The organism is Tamlana sedimenti (assembly GCF_038148895.1).
Lineage (GTDB): Bacteria > Bacteroidota > Bacteroidia > Flavobacteriales > Flavobacteriaceae > Tamlana.
In genome coordinates this window covers 1-21,938 of the sequence record NZ_JBBVGQ010000004.1, presented here as the reverse complement: position 1 = coordinate 21,938, position 21,938 = coordinate 1, and the positions used below count along the sequence as shown (strand labels likewise).

General features: G+C 36.1%; 23 protein-coding genes and 1 tRNA gene. 5 read left to right on the top strand and 19 right to left on the bottom strand.

The features are described 5' to 3' along the window. Positions 1 to 5: 5 nt before the first annotated feature. Together WJN01_RS10375 and WJN01_RS10370 are read left to right on the top strand one after the other, a co-directional pair. Entirely contained in the window at positions 6 to 395 is a 390-nt protein-coding gene (locus tag WJN01_RS10375) for a group III truncated hemoglobin (protein WP_445197093.1), read from the top strand. A gap of 101 nt (positions 396 to 496) precedes the next feature. After that, positions 497 to 3,685, top strand: a complete 3,189-nt coding sequence (locus WJN01_RS10370) for a cytochrome c biogenesis protein (RefSeq protein ID WP_445197092.1) — start codon at positions 497 to 499, stop codon at positions 3,683 to 3,685. Between the two features lie 34 nt (positions 3,686 to 3,719). Here WJN01_RS10370 and WJN01_RS10365 read toward each other — a convergent pair whose 3' ends face one another. The 4 genes from WJN01_RS10365 to WJN01_RS10350 all read right to left on the bottom strand — a co-directional run bounded on the left by WJN01_RS10365 (position 3,720) and on the right by WJN01_RS10350 (position 5,611). Further along, on the bottom strand, positions 3,720 to 4,085 hold the full coding sequence (locus WJN01_RS10365; protein ID WP_445197091.1) for a DUF2200 domain-containing protein: 366 nt from the start codon (positions 4,083 to 4,085) through the stop codon (positions 3,720 to 3,722). 39 nt (positions 4,086 to 4,124) lie between these two features. Beyond that, complete coding sequence (locus tag WJN01_RS10360) at positions 4,125 to 4,553, bottom strand: hypothetical protein (RefSeq protein WP_445197090.1); 429 nt, start codon at positions 4,551 to 4,553, stop codon at positions 4,125 to 4,127. Positions 4,554 to 4,602: 49 nt separating this feature from the next. Further along, entirely contained in the window at positions 4,603 to 5,181 is a 579-nt protein-coding gene (locus tag WJN01_RS10355) for a GrpB family protein (protein ID WP_445197089.1), read from the bottom strand. A gap of 157 nt (positions 5,182 to 5,338) precedes the next feature. Continuing rightward, complete coding sequence (locus tag WJN01_RS10350; protein ID WP_370476509.1) at positions 5,339 to 5,611, bottom strand: DUF4242 domain-containing protein; 273 nt, start codon at positions 5,609 to 5,611, stop codon at positions 5,339 to 5,341. A gap of 174 nt (positions 5,612 to 5,785) precedes the next feature. On the opposite strand from WJN01_RS10350, the gene mscL reads away from it, so the two are divergent. Continuing rightward, positions 5,786 to 6,238 carry a large conductance mechanosensitive channel protein MscL gene (gene mscL / locus WJN01_RS10345; RefSeq protein WP_445197088.1) on the top strand — a complete coding sequence of 151 codons (453 nt, stop codon included), beginning with the start codon at positions 5,786 to 5,788 and terminating at the stop codon, positions 6,236 to 6,238. A 20-nt stretch (positions 6,239 to 6,258) separates the two neighbouring features. Here mscL and WJN01_RS10340 read toward each other — a convergent pair whose 3' ends face one another. From WJN01_RS10340 to WJN01_RS10330, 3 genes are all read right to left on the bottom strand, one after another. Then, a complete protein-coding gene (locus tag WJN01_RS10340; RefSeq protein WP_445197087.1) occupies positions 6,259 to 6,921 on the bottom strand; it encodes an HAD family hydrolase in 663 nt (220 codons plus the stop codon). Between the two features lie 201 nt (positions 6,922 to 7,122). Then, on the bottom strand, positions 7,123 to 8,754 hold the full coding sequence (gene pckA / locus WJN01_RS10335; RefSeq protein ID WP_445197086.1) for a phosphoenolpyruvate carboxykinase (ATP): 1,632 nt from the start codon (positions 8,752 to 8,754) through the stop codon (positions 7,123 to 7,125). Between the two features lie 36 nt (positions 8,755 to 8,790). Continuing rightward, positions 8,791 to 10,620 carry an SLC13 family permease gene (locus tag WJN01_RS10330; protein ID WP_445197085.1) on the bottom strand — a complete coding sequence of 610 codons (1,830 nt, stop codon included), beginning with the start codon at positions 10,618 to 10,620 and terminating at the stop codon, positions 8,791 to 8,793. Between the two features lie 283 nt (positions 10,621 to 10,903). Here WJN01_RS10330 and bshB1 point away from each other — a divergent pair, with 283 nt between their 5' ends. Both bshB1 and WJN01_RS10320 read left to right on the top strand, forming a co-directional pair. Beyond that, positions 10,904 to 11,620 (top strand): bacillithiol biosynthesis deacetylase BshB1, encoded by a 717-nt coding sequence (gene bshB1, locus WJN01_RS10325; RefSeq protein ID WP_445197084.1) that lies wholly within the window; start codon positions 10,904 to 10,906, stop codon positions 11,618 to 11,620. Positions 11,621 to 11,731: 111 nt separating this feature from the next. Further along, a tRNA-His gene (locus tag WJN01_RS10320) sits at positions 11,732 to 11,807 on the top strand. Between the two features lie 73 nt (positions 11,808 to 11,880). Here the strand turns inward: WJN01_RS10320 and WJN01_RS10315 are convergent. From WJN01_RS10315 to WJN01_RS10260, 12 genes are all read right to left on the bottom strand, one after another. Continuing rightward, positions 11,881 to 13,278, bottom strand: a complete 1,398-nt coding sequence (locus WJN01_RS10315) for a S41 family peptidase (protein ID WP_445197083.1) — start codon at positions 13,276 to 13,278, stop codon at positions 11,881 to 11,883. Between the two features lie 88 nt (positions 13,279 to 13,366). Next, positions 13,367 to 13,735 carry a YrdB family protein gene (locus WJN01_RS10310; RefSeq protein ID WP_445197082.1) on the bottom strand — a complete coding sequence of 123 codons (369 nt, stop codon included), beginning with the start codon at positions 13,733 to 13,735 and terminating at the stop codon, positions 13,367 to 13,369. A 12-nt stretch (positions 13,736 to 13,747) separates the two neighbouring features. After that, positions 13,748 to 14,167 carry a VOC family protein gene (locus tag WJN01_RS10305; protein ID WP_445197081.1) on the bottom strand — a complete coding sequence of 140 codons (420 nt, stop codon included), beginning with the start codon at positions 14,165 to 14,167 and terminating at the stop codon, positions 13,748 to 13,750. A gap of 205 nt (positions 14,168 to 14,372) precedes the next feature. After that, positions 14,373 to 15,860: a M61 family metallopeptidase gene (locus WJN01_RS10300; protein WP_445197080.1), complete on the bottom strand. Its 1,488-nt coding sequence runs from the start codon at positions 15,858 to 15,860 to the stop codon at positions 14,373 to 14,375. A gap of 17 nt (positions 15,861 to 15,877) precedes the next feature. After that, complete coding sequence (locus WJN01_RS10295) at positions 15,878 to 16,732, bottom strand: CPBP family intramembrane glutamic endopeptidase (RefSeq protein WP_445197079.1); 855 nt, start codon at positions 16,730 to 16,732, stop codon at positions 15,878 to 15,880. A gap of 51 nt (positions 16,733 to 16,783) precedes the next feature. Next, positions 16,784 to 17,542, bottom strand: a complete 759-nt coding sequence (locus WJN01_RS10290; protein WP_445197078.1) for a DUF6090 family protein — start codon at positions 17,540 to 17,542, stop codon at positions 16,784 to 16,786. 30 nt (positions 17,543 to 17,572) lie between these two features. Then, positions 17,573 to 18,073, bottom strand: coding sequence for a P-loop nucleotide/nucleoside kinase family protein (locus WJN01_RS10285; protein WP_445197077.1), 501 nt, complete (start codon positions 18,071 to 18,073; stop codon positions 17,573 to 17,575). Positions 18,074 to 18,148: 75 nt separating this feature from the next. Next, a complete protein-coding gene (locus tag WJN01_RS10280; RefSeq protein ID WP_445197076.1) occupies positions 18,149 to 18,916 on the bottom strand; it encodes a DUF6090 family protein in 768 nt (255 codons plus the stop codon). Positions 18,917 to 19,487: 571 nt separating this feature from the next. Next, positions 19,488 to 19,733 (bottom strand): type II toxin-antitoxin system RelE/ParE family toxin, encoded by a 246-nt coding sequence (locus WJN01_RS10275; protein ID WP_445197075.1) that lies wholly within the window; start codon positions 19,731 to 19,733, stop codon positions 19,488 to 19,490. After that, entirely contained in the window at positions 19,726 to 19,977 is a 252-nt protein-coding gene (locus WJN01_RS10270) for a type II toxin-antitoxin system ParD family antitoxin (protein ID WP_445197074.1), read from the bottom strand. Before WJN01_RS10270 ends, WJN01_RS10275 begins: the two co-directional genes overlap by 8 nt. Positions 19,978 to 20,531: 554 nt before the next feature. Further along, a complete protein-coding gene (locus tag WJN01_RS10265) occupies positions 20,532 to 20,873 on the bottom strand; it encodes a hypothetical protein (RefSeq protein WP_445197073.1) in 342 nt (113 codons plus the stop codon). A gap of 153 nt (positions 20,874 to 21,026) precedes the next feature. Then, positions 21,027 to 21,743: a DMP19 family protein gene (locus WJN01_RS10260; protein WP_445197072.1), complete on the bottom strand. Its 717-nt coding sequence runs from the start codon at positions 21,741 to 21,743 to the stop codon at positions 21,027 to 21,029. Between the last annotated feature and the right edge of the window lie 195 nt (positions 21,744 to 21,938).

The following is a 21,938-nucleotide window of genomic DNA, read 5'->3' as shown; positions in this document are numbered from 1 at the left end:
CGACCATGGAAAAAACCGATATTAAAAATAGGGAAGATGTCTATTTATTGGTATCCTCATTTTACAAAAAAGTGAGGCAAGATAGCGTTTTAGGACCTTTTTTTAATGAGACGATAAAAGATTGGGATGCGCATTTAGAACGGCTCACAACATTTTGGGAATCAAGTTTGTTTTTAAAAACCAAATATTTGGGTAATCCTTTAGAAGCCCATGTGCGAGTTGATAAAGCACATAATCACAGTATAACCGAATTGCATTTCGGACTTTGGCTAAACCTTTGGTTTCAAACCATTGATGAACTTTTTAAAGGCGATTATGCCGAAAATGCCAAACACCGCGCCCGTAAAATGGGAACTTTCCTTTACCTAAAGATTTTTGAGGCGAGGAATCGGTAGACAGTATTCTGTTTTTCAGCCTCAAGCTTTTTCCAATACTTTAACACCATTATATAAACTATAAATCCCTAAATTTGCACGACCTTTAAAATAGGTGTCTCATGATCCAAAAAAAACTTGCCAATATATTTTTTTCAACCAAGCTTACTGCTGTTTTATTTATCGCTTTTGCCGCTGCCATGGCAACGGGAACTATTTTGGATGCCGGGCAGGAAACATCCCCAACACCTTACACTAGAAACTTGATTTATAATGCCTGGTGGTTTGAGGCCATTATGGTATTTTTCATCATAAATTTTACCGGGAATATTTTTAGATTTAGACTTTACAAGAAAGAAAAATGGGCGACCTTTATTTTGCACTTGGCGTTTATTTTTATTCTATTTGGTGCCTTTGTGACTCGCTATTTTAGTTTTGAGGGTATGATGGCCATTCGGGAGGGTGCTACCGAAGACACTTTTCTTTCGCAAAAAACATACATTACGACTTACATTGATGGTGATTATTTGATTGATGGTGTGCCACAGCGATTACCAATTGAAAGTGAAGTTGATTTTTCAGGACGTTTAGAAAACGAATTTAAAATTGAAACAAAATATAACCAACAGTCTGTTACCATTGAATTGGAAAAATTTATTGTTGGTGCCGAGGAGGATATCATTCCCGATGAAACCGGTGAGGAATACCTTAAAGTAGTTGAGGCAGGGCAATCAGGGCCGCATAATCACTTTTTAAAAGTAGGGGAGGTTTCAAGCATCCATAATGTCCTGTTTGCCTTGAATAAACCAACCAATGGAGCAATTAACATTACCTATCAAGGCGATTCATTGAGTATTGATTCCCCTTTTGAAGGCGAGTATATGACCATGGCAACCATGACTCAGGGAAAATTGGTAAAGGACAGTTTACAGCCTTTGTATTTGCGTTCCAGATACGTTATCGGGAATATGCAATTGGTGTTTCCAAAGCCCGTTGTAAAGGGGCATTTTGATATTGTTCAAAAATCACAGTTGCTTAAAAATGATCAAGATGGTGTGGTGCTAAACGTTACCACAAATGGCGAAACCAAGCAATTGGGGTTATTAGGCGGAAAAGGATCAAACGGAAGGTTTGAGCAAATACAAGTTGGTAGTTTGGATTTTGCTTTTAAATATGGCAGTAAGGTTTTAGAATTGCCTTTTTCCATAAAGTTAAATGATTTTGAAGCCGAGCGTTATCCGGGTACTGAACGAGGCTATTCTGCTTACTCAAGCGAGGTAACCGTAATTGACGACCGAACAGAGGATTTTGATTATAAAATCTATATGAATAATATTTTGGATCACGACGGTTATCGTTTTTTCCAATCTAGTTTTGATCCCGACGAAAAAGGAACCATTCTTTCAGTAAACCACGATTATTGGGGGACCATGATAACCTACATCGGTTATTTTATGCTCTATTTTGGGTTGATGGCTATTTTGTTTAGCAAATATTCCCGATTTGGTGATTTAAAGCGCCGTCTTGAAGAAGTAAAGACCAAAAAAGCGAAGTTGTTCACGGTTTTGTTTTTATGTTTTGGACTGCATGGTTTTACCCAAGAACATAAGGCAGATGATGGCCACAATCATACTCAAACTACCAAAGCACAAATAGATTCTATTTTAAGCGCCAATATCACGCCCAAGGAACATGCCGATAAATTTGGTCATTTGGTTATTCAGGATTTAAGCGGACGTATGATGCCCGTAAACACCTATGCTTCAGAAATGTTGCGTAAGTTGAGCAAGCACGATACGTATGAGGATTTTGATGCCAACCAAGTTTTCTTATCCATTCAAGAAAGTCCCATGCTTTGGTACAATGTGCCCATCATCTATTTAAAACCAAAAAAGGGCGATTCCATCAGAAATCTTATCCATGTCCCAAAATCCGAAAAATATGTGGCCTTGGCAGATTTTTTCACTGATAAAGGGGAGTACATTTTAGCACCTTTTTTGGATGAGGCTTATAAGGCGCAAGTACCCAACGGATTTCAGAAAGAATTCAAGGAAACTGACCAGCGAGTCAGTTTGATGTATAACACCATCGAGGGTATGTCTTTGAAAATATTCCCGATTCCTGATGATGAAAATAACAAATGGATTTCGGCTTACGATTATAGGATGGACGCCTCAAAGGTTCATGACACCCTTTACGGAAATTTTATTAGAAATGGTTTTAAAACCTACTTGTTCACCTTAAACCGGGCGAAACAAACTGGAAATTTTTCTGAAGCTGATAAGTTGCTTGAAGCATTCAAAAAAACACAACACCGCTTTGGAGGTGAAGTCATGCTTACCGATAAAAAGATTAATACCGAAGTGCTTTACAACAAGTATGATATTTTCAAAAAACTGTTTAGTTGGTATTTATATGCGGGGTTTTTAATGTTTGTGCTGTTGATTGCCCAAATATTCAATGAAAAAAGTAAGTTGTTGAATATTTCGATAAATGTTTTCAAATGGGTCATAGTTGGTCTATTTGTATTGCACACTGCTGGTTTGATTGTACGCTGGTATATTTCTGGCCATGCCCCATGGAGCGACGCTTACGAGTCTATGATTTATGTGGCTTGGGCAACGATGTTTTTTGGTTTGGCGTTTGGAAGAAAAAGCGATTTAACAATTGCCTCGACTGCTTTTGTAACTTCTATGATTTTAATGATTGCCCATTGGAATTGGATGGATCCTGCTATAGCCAACCTACAACCTGTATTGAATAGCTATTGGCTGATGATACATGTGGCGGTAATTGTAGCCAGCTATGGACCATTTACACTGGGTATGATTTTGGGCATCGTGTCTTTGTTATTGATGGCTGTTACTACCCAAAATAATAGACTAAAAATGGATCTAAACATAAAAGAGTTGACTATTATAACCGAAATGGCACTGACTGTTGGATTGGTTATGTTAACCATTGGTAACTTTTTAGGCGGTATGTGGGCCAACGAAAGTTGGGGACGTTATTGGGGTTGGGACCCTAAGGAAACATGGGCGCTTATTAGTATTATGGTTTACGCATTTGTCATCCATATGCGTTTGGTGCCAGGTTTGCGCAGCCGATGGTTTTTTAACTTGATGTCTATCGTGGCGTATTCCAGTATTTTAATGACCTATTTTGGGGTGAATTTCTATTTGGCTGGATTGCACAGTTATGCTAGTGGTGACCAAATTGTTAGTGTGAAATTTATAAGTATTGCTTGCTTACTCATTGCCATTCTTGGCTTATTTGGTTACCGAGGCTATGCCAAGTTTTACAAAAAGTAGTTTGTGTTTTTTGGGAATCGATAAACAATAGTTATCATTTGACCCTTAAAATCTTTTCCATCTTTCTGCCCTTGGCCAATTCAAATACAAGCTTATCCAAATACCGTACTTGCTTGGTTATAGGATTTTGTATTTCTTCAATGCGGTAGCCACAAATAACACCGGTAATAAGAGCTGCATTTGGGTTGATATTGGCCTGTTTAAAAAAGGTTTCAAAAGTTACTTTGTCATCAATTAGTTGTTGGAGTTTTTTGTTGTCAAATCCCGTTAACCACGTTATTACTTGGTGCAGTTCTTCCTTTGTTCTTCCCTTCTTCTCTACTTTTGTGACATAGTGCGGGTACACAGATGAAAAAGTAAGTTTAGCTATGCGTTCATTATGTTCGGGTGTTGGTTTCATGGATTTAAAACTTTAAGTTGTTTGTTCTTTTTGATGCCCTTAAATTCTTATCTGATAGGCAATTAATAAACTGCTGCAAATGAAGGCTAAATTTATTAATGCACGAATCACCCAAGTGTATTTTGAATAGTCTATGTTCAAGAATTCAGTAATTACAACCCAAAACCCCATGATTAAAAACCAAGGTGTAAAAAGGAACGAATAATTCCATCTAATCATCATAATGACCAAATCATGCAGAAAACCGCAAAATCCAAATGTTAGTATTAGGGATAGGGCAGAAGGGAAGATACCTTTTAATGGCTTATAAATATGTTTTCCTAAATAATAACCCCAAATCGGATTCCAATAGTTCCAAAACCTTGAAAATTTACCAGACCCAAGAGAGCGATTCATCATATTGCGCAGTGAGTTAGCTTCACCCATCGGTACTCCATTTCTTTTCTTTACGTAATCTGATAAATTCATTTTTTGCTTATGGTGCTTTGTAATCCTCATTAAGACATTTTTGTCTTGCCTACTGATTTTGCGTAATCAGTATGAGTGTTTCATTAATAAATTTCGTTTTTCCCAAAACGTAAGCCCCTCGGTCATTTCTGTATTTTGAAGCCAGTTCGAGTTTTAAAGTTTCATAGGCTTTGGCTCTTTCTTTATGGGCATTCAAATAATCTCGAAATTCAATTTGTCGCCACATCAAATTGTTTTTGGGGCACATATGTATGTGGAAAATCTGTTCTTTTTTGCCATCAAGATTATACCCTTTGCCAAAAGATGAGTATGCCTCAATGTTGTCCCTAGCAGGAACTACAAAATGGGTGTAACCCAATTTAGTAAATTTTGCAATGAGATTTTCGTCAAATAAAAGTTCTTCGGGAATTTCAATCAACAAGTCAATATAAGGCTTTGATTTAATATGTGGTATGGCCGAACTGCCAAATTGCTCAACCCTTAAAATGGTTTCTGTCCCAACTTTTTCAATAATTTGCCTTTTTTCCCTTTCGTAAATATTTTTCCAGTTGGGATTATGGTCGACCAACTTAATAGGAAAAAGCGTGTTCCAATCTTCTTTGGTTAAATCATATAGGGTTTTCTTCATTGTATTTATTTACAACCTTTTTTTGATGGTTTTTAGTTTTCGATTACCAATATTAATGATTACTGTTGGATTTGCAATTAGCTTGTCCACCAGTAATTGAGATTATAAACGGTTGTGCATGGAAATATGAATTGATTTAATCCTTATGGATAATATATTACTCGGCAGTAACAGGGTCAATAATTGATAATACTTTGCTGACTTTATTAGAAGGAAAGCCACCTCGTTTTGCATGCTCACGAACCATTTCTTCATTGGGAGCGTTGTAGATACAATAAATTTTATCATTAGCTACATAGCTGTGAACCCATTGTATTTCAGGTCCTAATTCTCTTAAAACTCCACAAGAAGTTTGTGAAATTCCTTTTAATTGTTCAGGAGTTAAATCACCAGCTCCTGGAATCTCTCTTTCGATTACATATTTTGGCATAATCTTAAATTTTAGTTCCTACTCTTTTGGTTTTTCGGATTTACCCCGTTTTTATAATGGTCTCTAGACTCCATTTGATTTGAGTGAAAAGTGATATAAGTTACAACAATTGTTCAACTTTTAGGTGAATACGACGCTGACTTTTATCTTTGTGTTTAAATATAAACAAGGATTATGCAATTAATAAAGGAATTTAAAGAGTTTGCTGTAAAGGGCAATATGATAGACATGGCCATAGGTATAATAATTGGTGCAGCGTTCAATAAAGTTATTGATGTGTTGGTTAAAAAGGTGTTTCTTCCTCCCTTATCATTACTGACAAACGGTGTGAATTTTCACGATAAACGCATCATTTTAAAAGACGCTGTAATGGATGCCTCAGGCAATACCATAACCGATGAGGTTGCTATTGGTTATGGTGCTTTAGGCGAGGTAGTGCTTGATTTTTTAATTATAGGTTTTACCGTTTTTATAGTCGTAAAGTTTATGAACCGATTGAAAAACAAAGCACAGGATTCCAAGGACACATCGGTGGCCACACCAAAAGATATCGAATTGCTTTCTAACCTAAACGAGCTTATGGAAGAGCAAAATAAGCTTTTAAGGGCCAATAGAAAAATGGATTAAACAGGCAAAAACTATTTGTTTTACTTGTTTAAAATATTTTTAATTTTTGAAAAGGCTATATCTTCAAAGTTCTCGATGATCAAATTAGCCTTGCTATAATCTTGGTTTTTAGAATGAAAGCTATCATAGCCTACGCAAAAAATACCTGCGGCTTTGGCGGCTTCTACACCATTGGTTGAATCTTCAATAACAATGCATTCTTCCTTACTAAATCCTGTGGCTTCAACGGACTTGATGAAAATTTCGGGGTGTGGTTTGGACTGTTTTAAATCACCACCACTTAGTTTGGCTTTAAAGTATTTATTTAAATCAAAGCGCTCAAAAATTAGGTTAATGCCATCCATGGATGCCGACGAGCCCAATACAAGAGTTAGCCCGTTTTCATGATAGTTTTTTATCAAATCCAAAACACCATCAATAAGCGCCAAATCAGAATCTGCATCAAAAAACTGTCTGTAGTGCTTACGTTTTAAGGCCACTAAATCCTCGGGAGATTCTTTTAAGTTAAAGGTATCGCACAAACGTTTGCAGATATTAATGGTAGATTGCCCTGTAAAAGATTCATAAAGCGCTGATGATACCTTAATGCCAACTTCATTGAACATATTGTTATAAGCTCGTATATGCAATGGTTCGCTGTCAATAATAACGCCATCCATATCAAAAATAACTGCTTTTAGCATTTGAAAATTTTTTGTGAATATACTAAGAATTGAAAGGAACTGTGGTTTGTTTCAAAAAGGAATTGTAAATGTTTTTCAGTTAAAGAATGTTTAGCCAGAAAGCTGCTCCGTTCATTTAAAGGTTTAAACAGCCAAACAGATGATGTTGTAAAATATAAAAGGAGCTCTAAAAGAGCTCCTTTTAAGGTTAATAAGAACCTATTAAAAGTGTTCGTGTAAGTGATGGTGTTCATCAATTAGCGGACCTCCTTCAATAATTTGTTCGGATGCTTGTTGTGCGAATTTCTCAAAGTTTAAGTGGAATGAGTGCGCCAATTGAATGGCTTTACCCACATAAGCACCTTTTTGTAACCAAGTGTTCATCGGATCTAAAATCTCAGATGGAACACCAGGACAGTATTTCGGCATAAATAAACCAAAAATAAAGTTTTGTTCATAGTCCACATTGTCCAATTCACCGTTAAGAATTGCGGTAATCATGGCTCTGGTGTATTTCAGTTTAATACGGGAACCAACGCCATAAGCGCCGCCGCTCCATCCTGTATTGATTAACCAAACATTTACACCAGCTTCTTGCATTTTTTTGCTTAACATTTCTCCGTAAACCGTTGGGTGCAATGGCATAAATGGCTCGCCAAAACAAGCAGAGAATGAAGGCACAGGCTCAGTAATTCCAGCTTCAGTTCCAGCTACTTTAGCTGTGTATCCTGAAATAAAATGATATGCGGCTTGGCCAGGCGTTAATTTTGATACTGGAGGCAATACACCAAAGGCATCACAAGTTAAGAAGAAAATGTTCTTTGGGTTATTGGCATAAAGGGTTTCTTGAATGTTGTCAATATGATAAATTGGGTAGCTTACACGTGTGTTTTGAGTAATGCTACTATCTTCATAATCTGGCTCGCCATTGTCTTTAATCACAATATTTTCAAGTAAAGCACCTGGTTTTACCGCTCTAAAGATGTCTGGTTCTTTTTCTTCGGTAAGGTCAATTACTTTGGCGTAGCATCCACCTTCAAAGTTAAAGATGGTGTTATCCGCTGTCCAACCATGCTCATCATCACCAATTAACTTTCTTTCAGGATCTGCTGAAAGCGTCGTTTTTCCTGTTCCAGATAATCCAAAGAAAATGGCGGTATCGCCATATTTGCCAACGTTGGCTGAACAGTGCATAGGCAATACATTTTTTTCAACCGGCAAAATCATGTTTAATGCAGAGAAAATGCCTTTTTTCATTTCACCTGTGTAAGCTGATCCTCCAACCAAAGCGATTTTCTGGGTGAAGTTGATGATTGAAAAATTACCTTGGCGAATACCGTATTCTTTTGGATCTGGACAAATATATCCAGGAGCACAAAGGATTAACCAATCTTCTTTAAAATTCTCCAATTCTTTTTCGCTTGGTCTTAAGAACATGTTGTAAACAAATAGATTAGACCAAGGGAATTCAGTTATGGTTCTAATATTTGTGCGGAATTCTGGCTCGGCACAAACGTATCCGTCTCTTGCATAAATTTCTTTTCCAGAAAGGTATTTTAGAACTTCGTTTTTAAGTTTATCGAAATTCTCAGGAGATAGAGGTTTGTTAGTTTTTCCCCACCAAACTTTATCTGCAGTATAATCGTCTTTTACCAAAAATCTATCTTGAGGTGAACGCCCAGTAAATTTGCCAGTGTTAATGGCAAGTGTTCCGTTAGCGGTTTCTCTTCCCATACCTTTTTCAACTGTTATTTTTTGAAGTTCTTCAGGCGATAGGTTCCAATGCACATCTACGTTTTTCAGTCCATATTGTTCTAAATCTGGACCTGCAGTTACTGTTGCTGATTCTTTCATGTCATTTAATTTTTAAGGTTCTTATTAAAATTTATTTTAAAATGGCCATATTACAGGCACTAATATCAACGTGATTATAAAAATGAATAATAGTAGTGGAGCACCTACTTTTAGGTAGTCCATAAACTTATAAGCTCCAGCTGTCATCACCATGGCATTTGTTGTGGTGCCTATTGGTGTTAAAAATGCTGTTGATGCACTTATCGCTACCACAATCATAAATGGGGCAGGCGATAAGTTCAGCGAGCTGGCAGCAAGTATGGCTATAGGAGCCATTAGTACCGCTGTGGCTGAGTTGTTTATTACTTGACTGAATGTTGTTGTTAGTAAAAACACGCCACCTAGCAATAAAATGGGGTGTATGGAGCCTAAATAGCTTACCAATCCGTTGGCAATAACTTGGGCAGTACCTGTTTTTTGCAGTGCAATACCCATTGGTATCATGGCGGCAATCATAACCACACTGGTCCAGCTAATGCCTTTGTAGGCTTTTGATATTGGTACACAGCCTGTTAATAGAACAACCCCAGCTGAAATTAGAGCTGCAATGGAACCTGGTACAGCATTCAATACCATTAATACAATCATGAGTATAAGTGCGCCCATGGCAATGAATGATTTGGTATTTAGGTTTTCAACATTTTTGGCCATACCCTCAGGACTTCCAATAATAACTAAGTTTTCATGTTGGTTTTTAAGATCTTCAATATGTTCCCAACTACCTCTTAATAAAAAGGCATCTCCTGCTTTTACGGTAATTTCATTTTCCTGTAAGGCCTTATTGTTTCTTGAGGCTGCCAAAAGTTGGATACCAAATCTTTTGAAGTAATCGCCTAATTTGTATTTTCTTCCAACCAAAATTGAGTTAGGGTTTACAATCACTTCGGTCATACCAACCTCTTGATTGATTAGGTTATGCTTAAGCTCATCAGTGATGGGTTCAAGGGGCAACAGGCCTAATCTGAACGTAATCATTATTTTATTGATGGCATCGGTTTCTCCTTTAACCGTAATGATGTCGTGGTAAAGAAACTCGGTATTTGGGTCTGGAAATTCAATAAACGTTGGTATCTTTTTTAGAACGTTAGGGTGTCTTCTTTTTATTCTAATGATGGATACATTATAGTTTTTTTCGAAGTCCCAATCCTTTAGTTGCGTATTCAACAATGGAGAAATAGATCGAACACGAAGTCTGTAGTAACCAGTGTCAACTTTATAGGCTTCTATCCAATTGTGTAAGGTAGATTCAATATTTACCGGTTTGTTATTGGTTTTGTTTTTTGGCAATAATTTATAGCCTATATATCTAAAGTATAACAAGGCCACTATGAGTAAGGGAACACCAATCAGACCAAATTCAAAAAATGAAAAACCTTCAAACCCAGCATCAATCAAAGCGTTGCTTGCAATGATGTTTGGGGGAGTACCGGTTAATGTCAATAAACCACCTGTGTTTGAACCAAAGGCAACGGGCATTAACATTTTTGACGGTAGCGTACCAATACTCCAGGCAGATGATATTGTAAGAGGCATCAACGTAGCCACAGTACCTGTATTACTAACAAAACCAGATAAAACGCCGGCGCCAAGTGTTACGATGACCAATAGTTTAGGAACGCTTTTTCCAGCCCATTCAACAAATTTCTTACCAGCAAGGGCGGTCCAACCAGTTTGCGCAATTCCTTCTCCAATAATGAACAGGGCCGCAATCATAATTACTGTTGGGTTGCTAAAGCCGCTTAAAGTTTCCTTGGCATCTAAAATACCTGTTAAGAAAAGTGTAATCATAGATATCAATGCCACAATGTCTGGTGGAAACTTTCCCCAAACAAAGAGGGCTATGGTAACAACTAATATGGCAAGCATTAAATAGATCATTTCTTGTTTTCTTTTTAACTTTGACACTTAGGATAGTGCCTCAGAATTACAGTGTAAAATTACAGATGGAGGTCTCTAATTATTATGACAAATGTCATGCTTTGAGGCTATACCTCATTTTTCAATTATTACTATATTTATGGCCTAAAAAATGTTAAATACATTTACGAATACGTTTGCGTAATAACAGGTTTTAAGATTACCGAGTTTTTTGTTGCAAATTTTTGTTGCAATGAAGGAGAAAGTGACCCAAAAATCAAAAGAAATAAATATGAAATTAGACATTTTAGCCATTGGGGCGCATCCAGATGATGTTGAGTTAGGTTGTGGCGGAACCATAGCAAAAGAAGTGACCCGTGGAAAGAAAGTTGGCATTTTGGATTTGACCCGAGGAGAACTTGGAACCAGAGGTTCGGCAGAAACACGGGATGTAGAAGCTGCAAATTCAGCAAAGATACTTGGTGTTTTAGTTAGAGAGAATCTTAGGTTTGCAGATGGGTTTTTCACTAACGATAAAGCGCACCAATTAGAAATTATCAAGATTATAAGGAAATACCAACCTGAAATTGTTTTGTGTAATGCCGTGGATGACAGGCATATTGATCACGGAAAAGGCAGTAAACTAGCCAGTGATGCCTGTTTTTTAAGTGGATTGGTTAAAATTGAAACTAATCTAGATGGTAAACCACAGAACGCTTGGCGGCCGAAGCAAGTTTACCATTTTATACAGTGGAAAAATATAGAACCTGATGTCGTTGTTGATATAACTGGTTATGTTGGCCAAAAGATGGAAGCTGTTATGGCCTTTAAAACACAATTTTATAATGAAGGCAGCCAAGAACCCCAAACCCCAATATCAAGCAAAAATTTTACTGATAGTATTATTTACAGGGCTCGCGATTTAGGGCGTTTGATAGGGGTAGAACATGCTGAAGGTTTTACGGCAGAACGATACGTTGCTGTTGAGAGTTTGTTTGATTTAAAGTAATTCGGCTTGCAGAATCTTTTATTATATTTTAATTAGAAATATTAAAAAAGTCTTTGTAGATACCATTGAAAAGATTTACATTTGCACTCGCATTTATAATGCGCTTAACATGGTGGTTGTAGCTCAGTTGGTTAGAGCGCCTGATTGTGGTTCAGGAGGTCGTCGGTTCGAGACCGATCTTCCACCCAAAAAGACCAAGCCTTTCAAGAAATTGAAAGGCTTTTTTTGTATCCTTAAATTTTGGCGACAATGTGGTTTTGTTACAACTTTTGTTCGTCCAAAATAGCTAAAAGATTATCCAATATTTCATCATTTTCGTCCAATAGATGATCTTTTATTTCGATATCAGGAATTACCCCTTCTTTTTTCGTACTTCCGTTTACACGAACAATAAATCCTTTGGAAACCTTAACTGGGATTTTTGTATTTGGTAATGTATATTGAAATTGAGACGCACACAACGATGGGAAATCTCCTGTTTCTTCACCTACAATGATACCGAAACGATAATCTTGAATTTGAGCTGCTGTAACAGCTGCCTGAGAATGGGACTGCCTATTTATAAGAATGAATACTTTTCCAGAAAACCTTTTTTGGTCATTTTGAGGTTGGTAGTCATTAAACTCATAAGGGTAAATCTCGCCGTTTTTATGTGACAGTATATTTTGAAAATATACATGTGTTGTATCGCTGTGTTGCCTTGTGTGCGTTTTTAGAAACTGACTTGTTTTTAGGGTGAATTTTGAATTCCATTTAAAGGGTTTGTTTGCAATATATGACACTAAATAATTACTAAAAGAGTCATCACCTCCTGCATTGTTTCTCAGGTCAATTATGAGGTTTTTGCTGTTGCTGTTTTTTATTTCTGCAAAGGCGGAATCTATAAATTGCTGATACTTTTGTTCGTCACCCGAAAAATTTCCGGGGTTTAAATAAACTGATTGCTCATAGAATTTCAGTTTCATTTGGGCATTAAGAATTTCAGTTCGCTTCATTTCATAATCTTCAATGAGGTTTACCGCTTCAATTGAATGCTTCGTGACCGTTCCATTTAGACGTACAGAAATTTCAAATAGGTCTTGCTTTCCAAATACCTGCCAATAGTATCTTGGAAACGAATACATCTCAATTTTTGCGTTTTTAAAGTATGTTCTCTCGGCTGAAACGAGCGGGTAAATTTTAGCCATGATATCTTTCATCAAAATACCGTTGATGCTTATTATTTCTGAGCCAATTTTTATGTCCGGGTTGTTGGAAAAGTTCTTTCGTATTAAACTTTTGTTGTTTTCAAAGGCAATTTCTAAAGGAAATACGGTTCCTCCGTTATAGCCGAAAAAAAGATACGAAGCTCCAGGGAAATCTATTTCGGTGTGCCCATTATTTGCTGCCGAGATTACTTTTTGGAGCATTGTTGTGGCTTCCAGGAGCGAAATGGAATCGTTAGTGATTGATGACTTTACCTCCTCGTAATTTTTAGAAAATTCTTCTTTGGTGGTATACGCATAAATATTGTAATGGGCTTCTTTTAACGAGCTATATAAATACTGCAAATCTTCGATAATTTCATTTCTTCCAAACTTAGTATTGGGTTGTTGTGCAGTTGAAGTGTAAATGGTTATTAAAGTTAGAAAAAGGGTAAGCCAGTAAGGTGCTTTCATTGTTGTTTTTTATTCACGACGAATAGAATTGAAAAACGTTACAGCGGTATATTATAGAGAGCTGTTGGTGTTTTCAAACACATTCCATTCAGCGTGTTAATAGCCATACCACACGATTGTATGATAATGCATAGTGTACAATGACCAGCAAACCAAAAATGATGCTCATTTTTGTGAAACCAATATCCTTTAAGCACCATGTAGCAAATGCAAAAAAAGCCAATTCTAAAAGAAGCCTAACCAAACCTGGTGTGACGATTGGTGCGGAACCAGAACGACTGGGGTCGTTTGGAACTGCAAAAACTCCCCAGGCTGTGGCCAGAATTATTGGCAAGGCGAAGGCAAAGATAAAGCGTAACCATCCGTCATTTTGTTTCCATCCCCACATACCGAAAGAGATTAGAGCAGTTAACTCAAGTAAAAAACGAAAAATGAGATTGATTGGATGAGAGCCCATGGTTTTTAGTTATTATTTATAAAAGTATTCCTCATTTACTTTAATCGTAGTTAGTTCAACAATATGGCCATCCAAGTCTCTGGTGTATATGGAGTCAAAGTAATGATGATCTTGAATGTTGAATTTCAAATTCAATTCAAGATATCTATTCTTAGCTTTTTCAAAATTTTCATTTGTTACATTAAAAGCGAAGTGGTCTATTTTTACATTTTTTGAAGTTGAATCAAGTTCGGCATCTGTTATGTTTGCTGGAAACAAGGCAATTCCTGACTTTCCAGAAAGTAAAAAAATTGGAAAGTCTTTCCATTCGGGCAGTTGATAGCGTTTAAGCCCCAAGACGTTTTCATACCATTTAGCCGATGCTTCCATATCTGTAACTCTAATGGCAACGTGGTCTAAAAATTCAAGTTGTATTTTGTTGTTATCTGTCATTTACGGCATCACACAAACTATTTTAACAATGGTTTGTTCCCTAATTTACTAAATTAAAAAAGAAGAAGGCAAAATTTTGGTAAATGGGTCTTCCAAAAGAAAAAAGTAATGAAGCTAAAATGAGTTGTTGAACCTGGTTACTGAGCTATTCGTTGTTCTTTTTACTTTTTTTGTCCTTCAACATTCACATTAAAAATAACAGGTATTACGTTTTTAGTTGACTTCCAAGTTTTTCCAAATCGTCAGATTCAATTTTTAATATTGGAATGCCCTCTTGGTCTTCAACCAAGAGCCCTTCAGGAAGTTGATTTGTAAAATCAATCAGCTCGCCTTGATTGATGTATTTTTCAAAATCTGATGCCGTATATGTGTCGTTTAAGTATTTTGACAAGGTATGTAAGAACAGGGTATGATTTAGTCTCATATGTTCGTCTTGCAAAGCCATTTCAAATAATTCGAGTATCACATCATCCAAGCTTTGTGTATATTGGCTTTGCTCCTTTATTTTATTGTCAATATAAAAGGCGTACAAAAGTCCTCGTCTGTAAGGGAGCTTCATGTATTTAACGTAATTGGTCCAATATTCTTCAAAGGTCAATGCAGCATTCGGGATATTGTTCATAGGGTCTTTATGATGCGGAATAATGACTTCCTTGTTAAGAATATCTATGTATTCTGTTGTGTTAAAGCGGTTGTTTTTAAGCAACAGTTTATAGGCATAATAATCTGTAAAACCTTCGCTAAACCAGTATTGCTCCACTTCATTTTCATTAATGATGGTTCTTCCTATCCATTTATGCAATAATTCATGGTTGTACAACCATTTCATGTGGGCCAAAGTAACCTTGTTGTTGTTTGAGGCAAATGAGATGAAAGATGATGAAAAGCCGCTTCCACCAACAGAATACCAGTCTTCAAAAGTAGGGATCAGTGAAACGGAAAAGTTGCCTTCTCTCGGGTCGTTCCAAAAGTTGTGCTGTGCGCTAATGGTTTCTTTTAAAATATTGAAAATATCTTGGTCATGAAAGGGCTTCCAGTTTCCTCTGGTCACAAAATAAATGGTGTCCTTTTCCAATGGGAAAGAATACCTTCTAAAGTCTCCACCCACAAAGAAAGACGCATATAAATCTTCCCTGATAACTTCTATGTTTTGAACGTTGTTTTTGCCAAAACTGCTATGATATAGTTCTGTATTTAGATTTTTCTCATACGTTATTTTGATATTCGCCTTGCTTGTATCCGTTTCGAATATCCGTTCAGGTACCATAAATAACCGCATGCCCAAAATATGAAAGTAGGTAGAATCGACTATGGGTCTGTATCGCAACTGATTTTGTGGCAACCCTTTATAATCTTGGACAATCTGGTAGTGGATGGCTGATTTTAAATTTGGTTTGGTTTTAATGGTTATTTGACTGCTATCTCGTTTAAATTCTATGTCATCAGGTTTGGGAGAGACTTCAAAGTTTTTTATACAATTAAAAATATCGTTGTCTCCCCACGAGTTGTTTTCATACCTTAAAACAATTAACCCATTGCTGTCGCTTTCATAATCAAATTCCACCTGTAGCGAGGGAATATTATCATTTAAATTAGACTGGACTGTATACTCAATATCCGCTAAGCTTTCATTGTTCTTGGAGCAACTTGTAATTAATAGGCTTAAAGTGATGAGGTAAAAAAGTGATTTCATTTTTGCTTTGTTATCCATTATATTTTTTCTTTAATGGCTTTTCGCCAAAAGTAAATTCCAAAAACGCAAGTTACAATGGCGAACATAATGCCGTTTTCGCCCAGCCAGTGTTCCGTTCCTTCAATTTTTATTGTTAGAGGAGGAAATATTTTTTGAATATACACATTGCTTACAGCGTGAAAAATTACTGCTGGCCATAAACTTTTAGATTTAAACGTGAAATAGGTCATTATAAACGACATCGATATAATCACAACATAAAATGCTGTCAATTCTAAGATTACATTTTCACTATAATATACAATTAATGGCCAATGCCATGTTGCCCAAACAATGCCGCTGAAAAGCGAAACACCCGGAAAGGAAAGGACTTTTCTTAATTCATAAATAAAGAAACCCCGCCATCCAATCTCTTCTCCTAAAGTGGTTGCTGCTGACCTAATTACTTCAATAGTTCCCAATAAGATAATGGCTATAATTATTATAGATGGCGGACCTATTGTCCCAATTCCAACCAAACCAAGTTCATTTGCCCAGTCTTTAATGGCTTCTTCGTTGGCTAAACTTCCAAATCCGAAAACCCAGATGAGTATATAAGTGATTAAACCATACAGTGCTGGAATGAAATAAGACCATCGCAAATATTTCCAATCACCCCAATTCCAGTTCAGGGAAGAGATAGGCCGTTTCTTTAATTTTAGCGTTATTATGGAGGCTAAGGCAGGGCACCACATTAGCGCCCCAATATATATTCGCGAAGGGTATAAATTAACAATAGCGTAATGAAATAACGAACTAATAACCGTAACAATGGCGAGAAAAATAAAAATCGTAGTCCAAGTTTCTCGACGTTCCGATAAATCTTTAAGCATTTGGCTTTTACGATTGGTTTGTTAATGGAAGACGAAGAGATAATGGTTTTGTTACATTGTGCTTAACGATATGTCTATAAGTTCTATGATTCTTTTAGATTTTCCTTTTATATCCTCAAATATGGGCACATAATCCTTCGCGATCCCTTGAGCAATTATCAGTCCATTTTTATATTCTGCACTTTGAAACAGTCGTTCGAAACTTGCCTCATTAATATTTAGTTCGACGGCAGTTTTTTTCTCATAATAAATTGGTCGTATGAGGCCTATATCAATATACTTGAACAGGGACTTAGAGATATATTCTCTGTATTCATAGATTTCATGTTCAATACCAAAATCATTGAATTTGTAAAGTTCCTGGAGATTTAATAGTAACTGTTTGATAGTATCATTGGTGATAATGTTCAAATTACCTGAGCTGGCCAATTCACTATAAGTGCTGTTATTGGGGGTAAATCTGTCCTCCATCAAAGTGAAGAACACATTACTTGCCAATTGGTCCATATCATTAATCGGAGCTCCATTTATCTGACGAATGAGTATTGAAAAAATACTGTCTTTTTTCTTTCTTTGATTTATTTGATAGTCTAGATTTATGATATCTTTTTCAAGGTCGATTTTGATGTTTTTGAGGTATTTAGTTTCGCTTTTCCGTTCAAGGCGATTGATGTTCCAATTGTTTACCTGAAGAGCAATCAGAATTCCAATAACCACAAGTATTATTTCTCCAATGGCATATTTTAAATACTTTCTTGATTTTCCTTCTGAAAGTAATTTTTGCCTAATTTTTCCAAAGAATTTTATCATGCTTTGTTTTATATAAATGAAGCGTTGTTGTTAAACGTTTTCTTGTTCTGTAATGGTTATTCCTCCAATCATCTCTTTTTCGGTAGGTTTTTCGAACCAGCTTTCCATAAAATCAAAATTTTCTTTGCTCACTTCAAATTCAAAAGTTTCTCCTTTTTCTGTATTTCTTTTCATTACTCTATTCAGTCGAGTTTCTTGTGGTATATCTAAAAAGTGGATTTTTATTGCAAAGTCATTTAGCTTAGCAAATTTTCTGAATTTCTCACGATGCTCAAACTTTGAAAGACCTAAGTCTAAAATCGAGTCGGTATTTGAGTTTTCCAACTGCTTAACTAAATCCATAATCATCTTTTCAGCTCGTTCTATTCTTTCAAGAAACCATTCAAGACCATCAGTCGGTTTTTTGTCAGCAAGAAATAAAGTGTTGTTCCATTTATCTATTGAAAAAATAATTCCATTGGTCTTTTTTTTCAATGCATTTGAATATGTGGTTTTTCCTGAGCCTGTATTTCCAACTATTAAGTGAATCATTTTGTATGCATTCAAATGTTTAATAACGGTCTTATATAACCGTCAGTTCCAGTTTTATACATAGTTATGCTTTCGTTAATTTAACTCTTTTCCTATTTCATCTATTAATTGGACTGCTTCATCTTTAACGTTTAATAGCACACTCTGATTAACTAAAGCAGCTTTAATCCGTAGATTGATTGCATTAAACAATTCAAGCTCATTATCTGAATCAGTTAACTTCATTTTAAGTACCGATTGTAATTTACCGGGTAGATCATTTATGTTATTATTTAAACTCAAATTTTCTTGAGTAATAATTGTGGATGATTTCAAGGTTGGATAAATGTGGCTATAAACAATATCTGATAATATAAACCTCATATCTACTTGTCTTTCATTTGCGTTTTGGTAATATGAAATGATTTTAGTTCGAACAGACTTATTCTTGATTAAGTTGATTTGTCCTGTACTTTTTAACTCGTCAAATGTTGTAGATATTTCTGGAAAATTTTCTGCATAAAAAAATAATGACAATTTCTTATTAAGGTCATTGATTAGTGAAAAGTCTTGAATGGATTTATAATCATTCAGGATGTTATTTCCAACAATTAAAATGGAATCACACCTTTTAACTAAACTATTGAATAATGGAATTTGTTTTTCCAAATCATTCTTGATTCCTATTAAATAGTCCTTTTCCCTTGCAGTATTTATTCTTTCACTATTCCAATTGTTAATTCCAAGAGCAATTAAAATTCCAATAACTACAAGAACTATTTCTCCAATAGCATAAACTAAATACTTACTGAATTTATTTTCAGAGAGTAGTTTTTGTCTAATTTTTCTAAAGAATTTTATCATTGATTATTGGTTGGTCATAATGTAGCACAACGGCCTGCTAAACGCAGTTCGGGTTTGAGGACGAAGATACAAAAAGTGGGAGACAATGATGCGTGAAGTCGCACGGCAGTGCGATAGCCATTGTCCCTCGCTCCAATGTGCTTTCCTTAGAAAGCATGTTGGTGGCGCCACTTTATTGTATCGGGAGTTCGATGGCCCGGGCCAAATTGCTTTTAGCACTGTAGATGGCACACGTTTTCCCTCGATGGGCGGCTAAAGCTGTATTTTGCGGGAAGTCCGGTTGCAATTTGGTTTAGCAGGCCGATGGAACACATTTTCCAAAGGGGCGGGAACAGCGCAGCTGTGGAGCAACTTTGGTCAGCTTTCGCTGAATGTGTTCCATCGGTCTCGTATAACCGTCAGTTACGGGTTAATATGCGTTAATTTTCGGTTTGGCACGGACGTTAGCAATTCCGAGTGGATTCGGACGTAGTCGAATCCGCCGTAATTGCGGTTATACATTGTTGGGTGTAGTTTTTTATTCAGTTATTCTGTTTTTTAAATCCATTTGTCCGTGTAAAATTCTAGTAATTTAAATCGGTTGGTTAATTCGTTTTCGGTAAAAAATTATGTGTCGACTGGTTTTAAGTCCAAATAAATCATTGGTTATTCCAGTGTAATTTTTTCCTAATTCAGGGTTGTTAGCAATGTCTTGGCAACTATCTAATAGTAAGTTGTAATATCTGTCGGCTTGTTGTTCAGACCACTTTTCAATAGTGTATTCCCAAATTCCAGTCAAATCCTCAACCGCTTTGTTGGTCAGTTCATATTTAGCCATTCTTTTTATGTCTAGCTTTTAATTCCTCAAGATGTTTTTTTGGGTCAAAATCGTGTGCAATTCCGCTGTCAATTCCTTCCTGAATTGCGTTCCTCAAAGCAATAACTTTACTTTCTTCGTTTTCTAAAAGTCGAAGTCCAGCTCTAATTACTTCACTTACATTTTTGTATCGTCCAGCAGAAACTTGGCTACTCACAAATTGGTCAAAATAATTTCCGAGTGATATTGATGTGTTTTTACTCATAATTCAAATATTTACTCAAAAGTACCAAAAATTGGTATATTTTCCAAATTACACCCAACGGCCTGCTAAACGCAGTTCGGGTTTGAGAACGAAGATACAAAAAGTGGGAGACAATAGAGCGTGAAGTCGCACGGCAGTGCGATAGCCATTGTCCCTCGCTCCAATGTGCTTTCCTTAGAAAGCATGTTGGTGGCGCCACTTTATTGTGTCGGGAGTTCGATGGCCCGGGCCAAATTGCTTTTAGCACTGTAGATGGCTCACGTTTTCCCTCGATGGGCGGCTAAAGCTGTATTTTGCGGAAAGGCCTGGTGCAATTTGGTTTAGCAGGCCGATGGAACACATTTTCCAAAGGGGCGGGAACAGCGCAGCTGTGTAGCAACTTTGGTCAGCTTTCGCTGAATGTGTTCCATCGGTTTGGCTATGATTCCGTTGCGAGTAAAATCCGCAGGATTTTCGAGTAGGAATCATAGGTTGATAAATGTAGGAATTATTCATTTAATTAACCAACAAAGCAATGGATTATAGCCAGTGTTGGCAGCAGTTTTTTATTTTTTCTACACGTACCAATTTAAATTTCCATTCAGTTCTGAACAAAGTCCAATTCCAACTTTTCCTGCGTCATCATATGCCATATGAAATTCTACTTTCAAATTATTCTTATCAATAATTGTGTTTAAATCACCATATGTCTTGGTCAGGTCATTAAAAGAGGCTTTTAGCTCTTCCAATTCTCGCAGAACAGTGCTTTTTTTAATGTTTTCAAAATAAACAGTGTTAGTCCAACCTGTTACAAGTAGTATTTCAGAATCGGTTGTCTGAATGGTCATGTTGCCCAATTTTAATGGTACGCCATCGGCAATTCTACAAATTCTAGTCTGAATGTGTGATTCGTTCATTTTTTAATTGCTGCCAACGTGTTCGTGTATGATTTTGTTGCGGGAAAAGGGCGCGAGTCATTTTCCGCCGTAACCGAAAGATAATTAATAAGATTGAATTTCCGAGAGGAAATTCAGCCGCAATTAATTATACACGTTGTTGTGGCACGTTTTTTATTCAATTCTATAAAATTTATTCCGATTCGCTTTTACGTATTCAGTTAAGTCTTGCTGAAATGTTTTGACAAAACTTTCTTCGTAAAAGTATTCTTCTATTTTTTCCGCTGAAGGAAGTTCTTTATAACCTTCTGCGAATGCTGTAAATCGTTTATTCCAATCACTCTTATTATTCTGAAATTTTGAATATAAATCTTGAATTGTGTCAAATTTCCCGAAATACTCTTTCAAAACTATTTCATAATCGGTAGCCAATTTCTCCATTCCAGTTTCTTGCATTCCTTCTAATGCGAGTATTGATAATTCTGGGTAATTAAAAAGAAATTGATAGACTCCTCCATTGTTTACTTGAGATTCAAAGTTTATTAGAGTGAAGTAAATCCGTTGTTCTTTAGTTAACTCGTTTAAAAAGTCAGCGTGAGTTTGATTCTTTTCCCAATATTTATTTGTTGAGTAAATGTCATTGCATATTTTCTCGCAAATATCATAATGTTGATTTTTCCACATTTCCCAGTCTTTATTTTTCCATTTTTCTTCAATTTTGGAAATCCAATTTTTTGTTAATAAGGGAAGATGTTGAGTAGATTGAGTTTGAGATTCAAGTCGAACAAATTCAATAGTCGTTTTGTCAACATTGATTGATTTTTTGCGCCAAATCAATATTCCAACTACTAATATTAAGAGTAAAATTACTAGTATAATTCCTGTTTTCATAGGTTTGGTCAAATGTGCTACAACGGTTTGGCTATGATTTCGTTGCGTGGTCGAGCCGTTAAAAAATTAGGTCAACGAAAAACAACGATGGTCTGTAATTTTCAAAATGTGCCCTAAAAAGCAATGATATCTATGACATTTGCAAATTAAAATCATATAATTTTTGATTTTTGACCATTGCGAACATCCTATGGA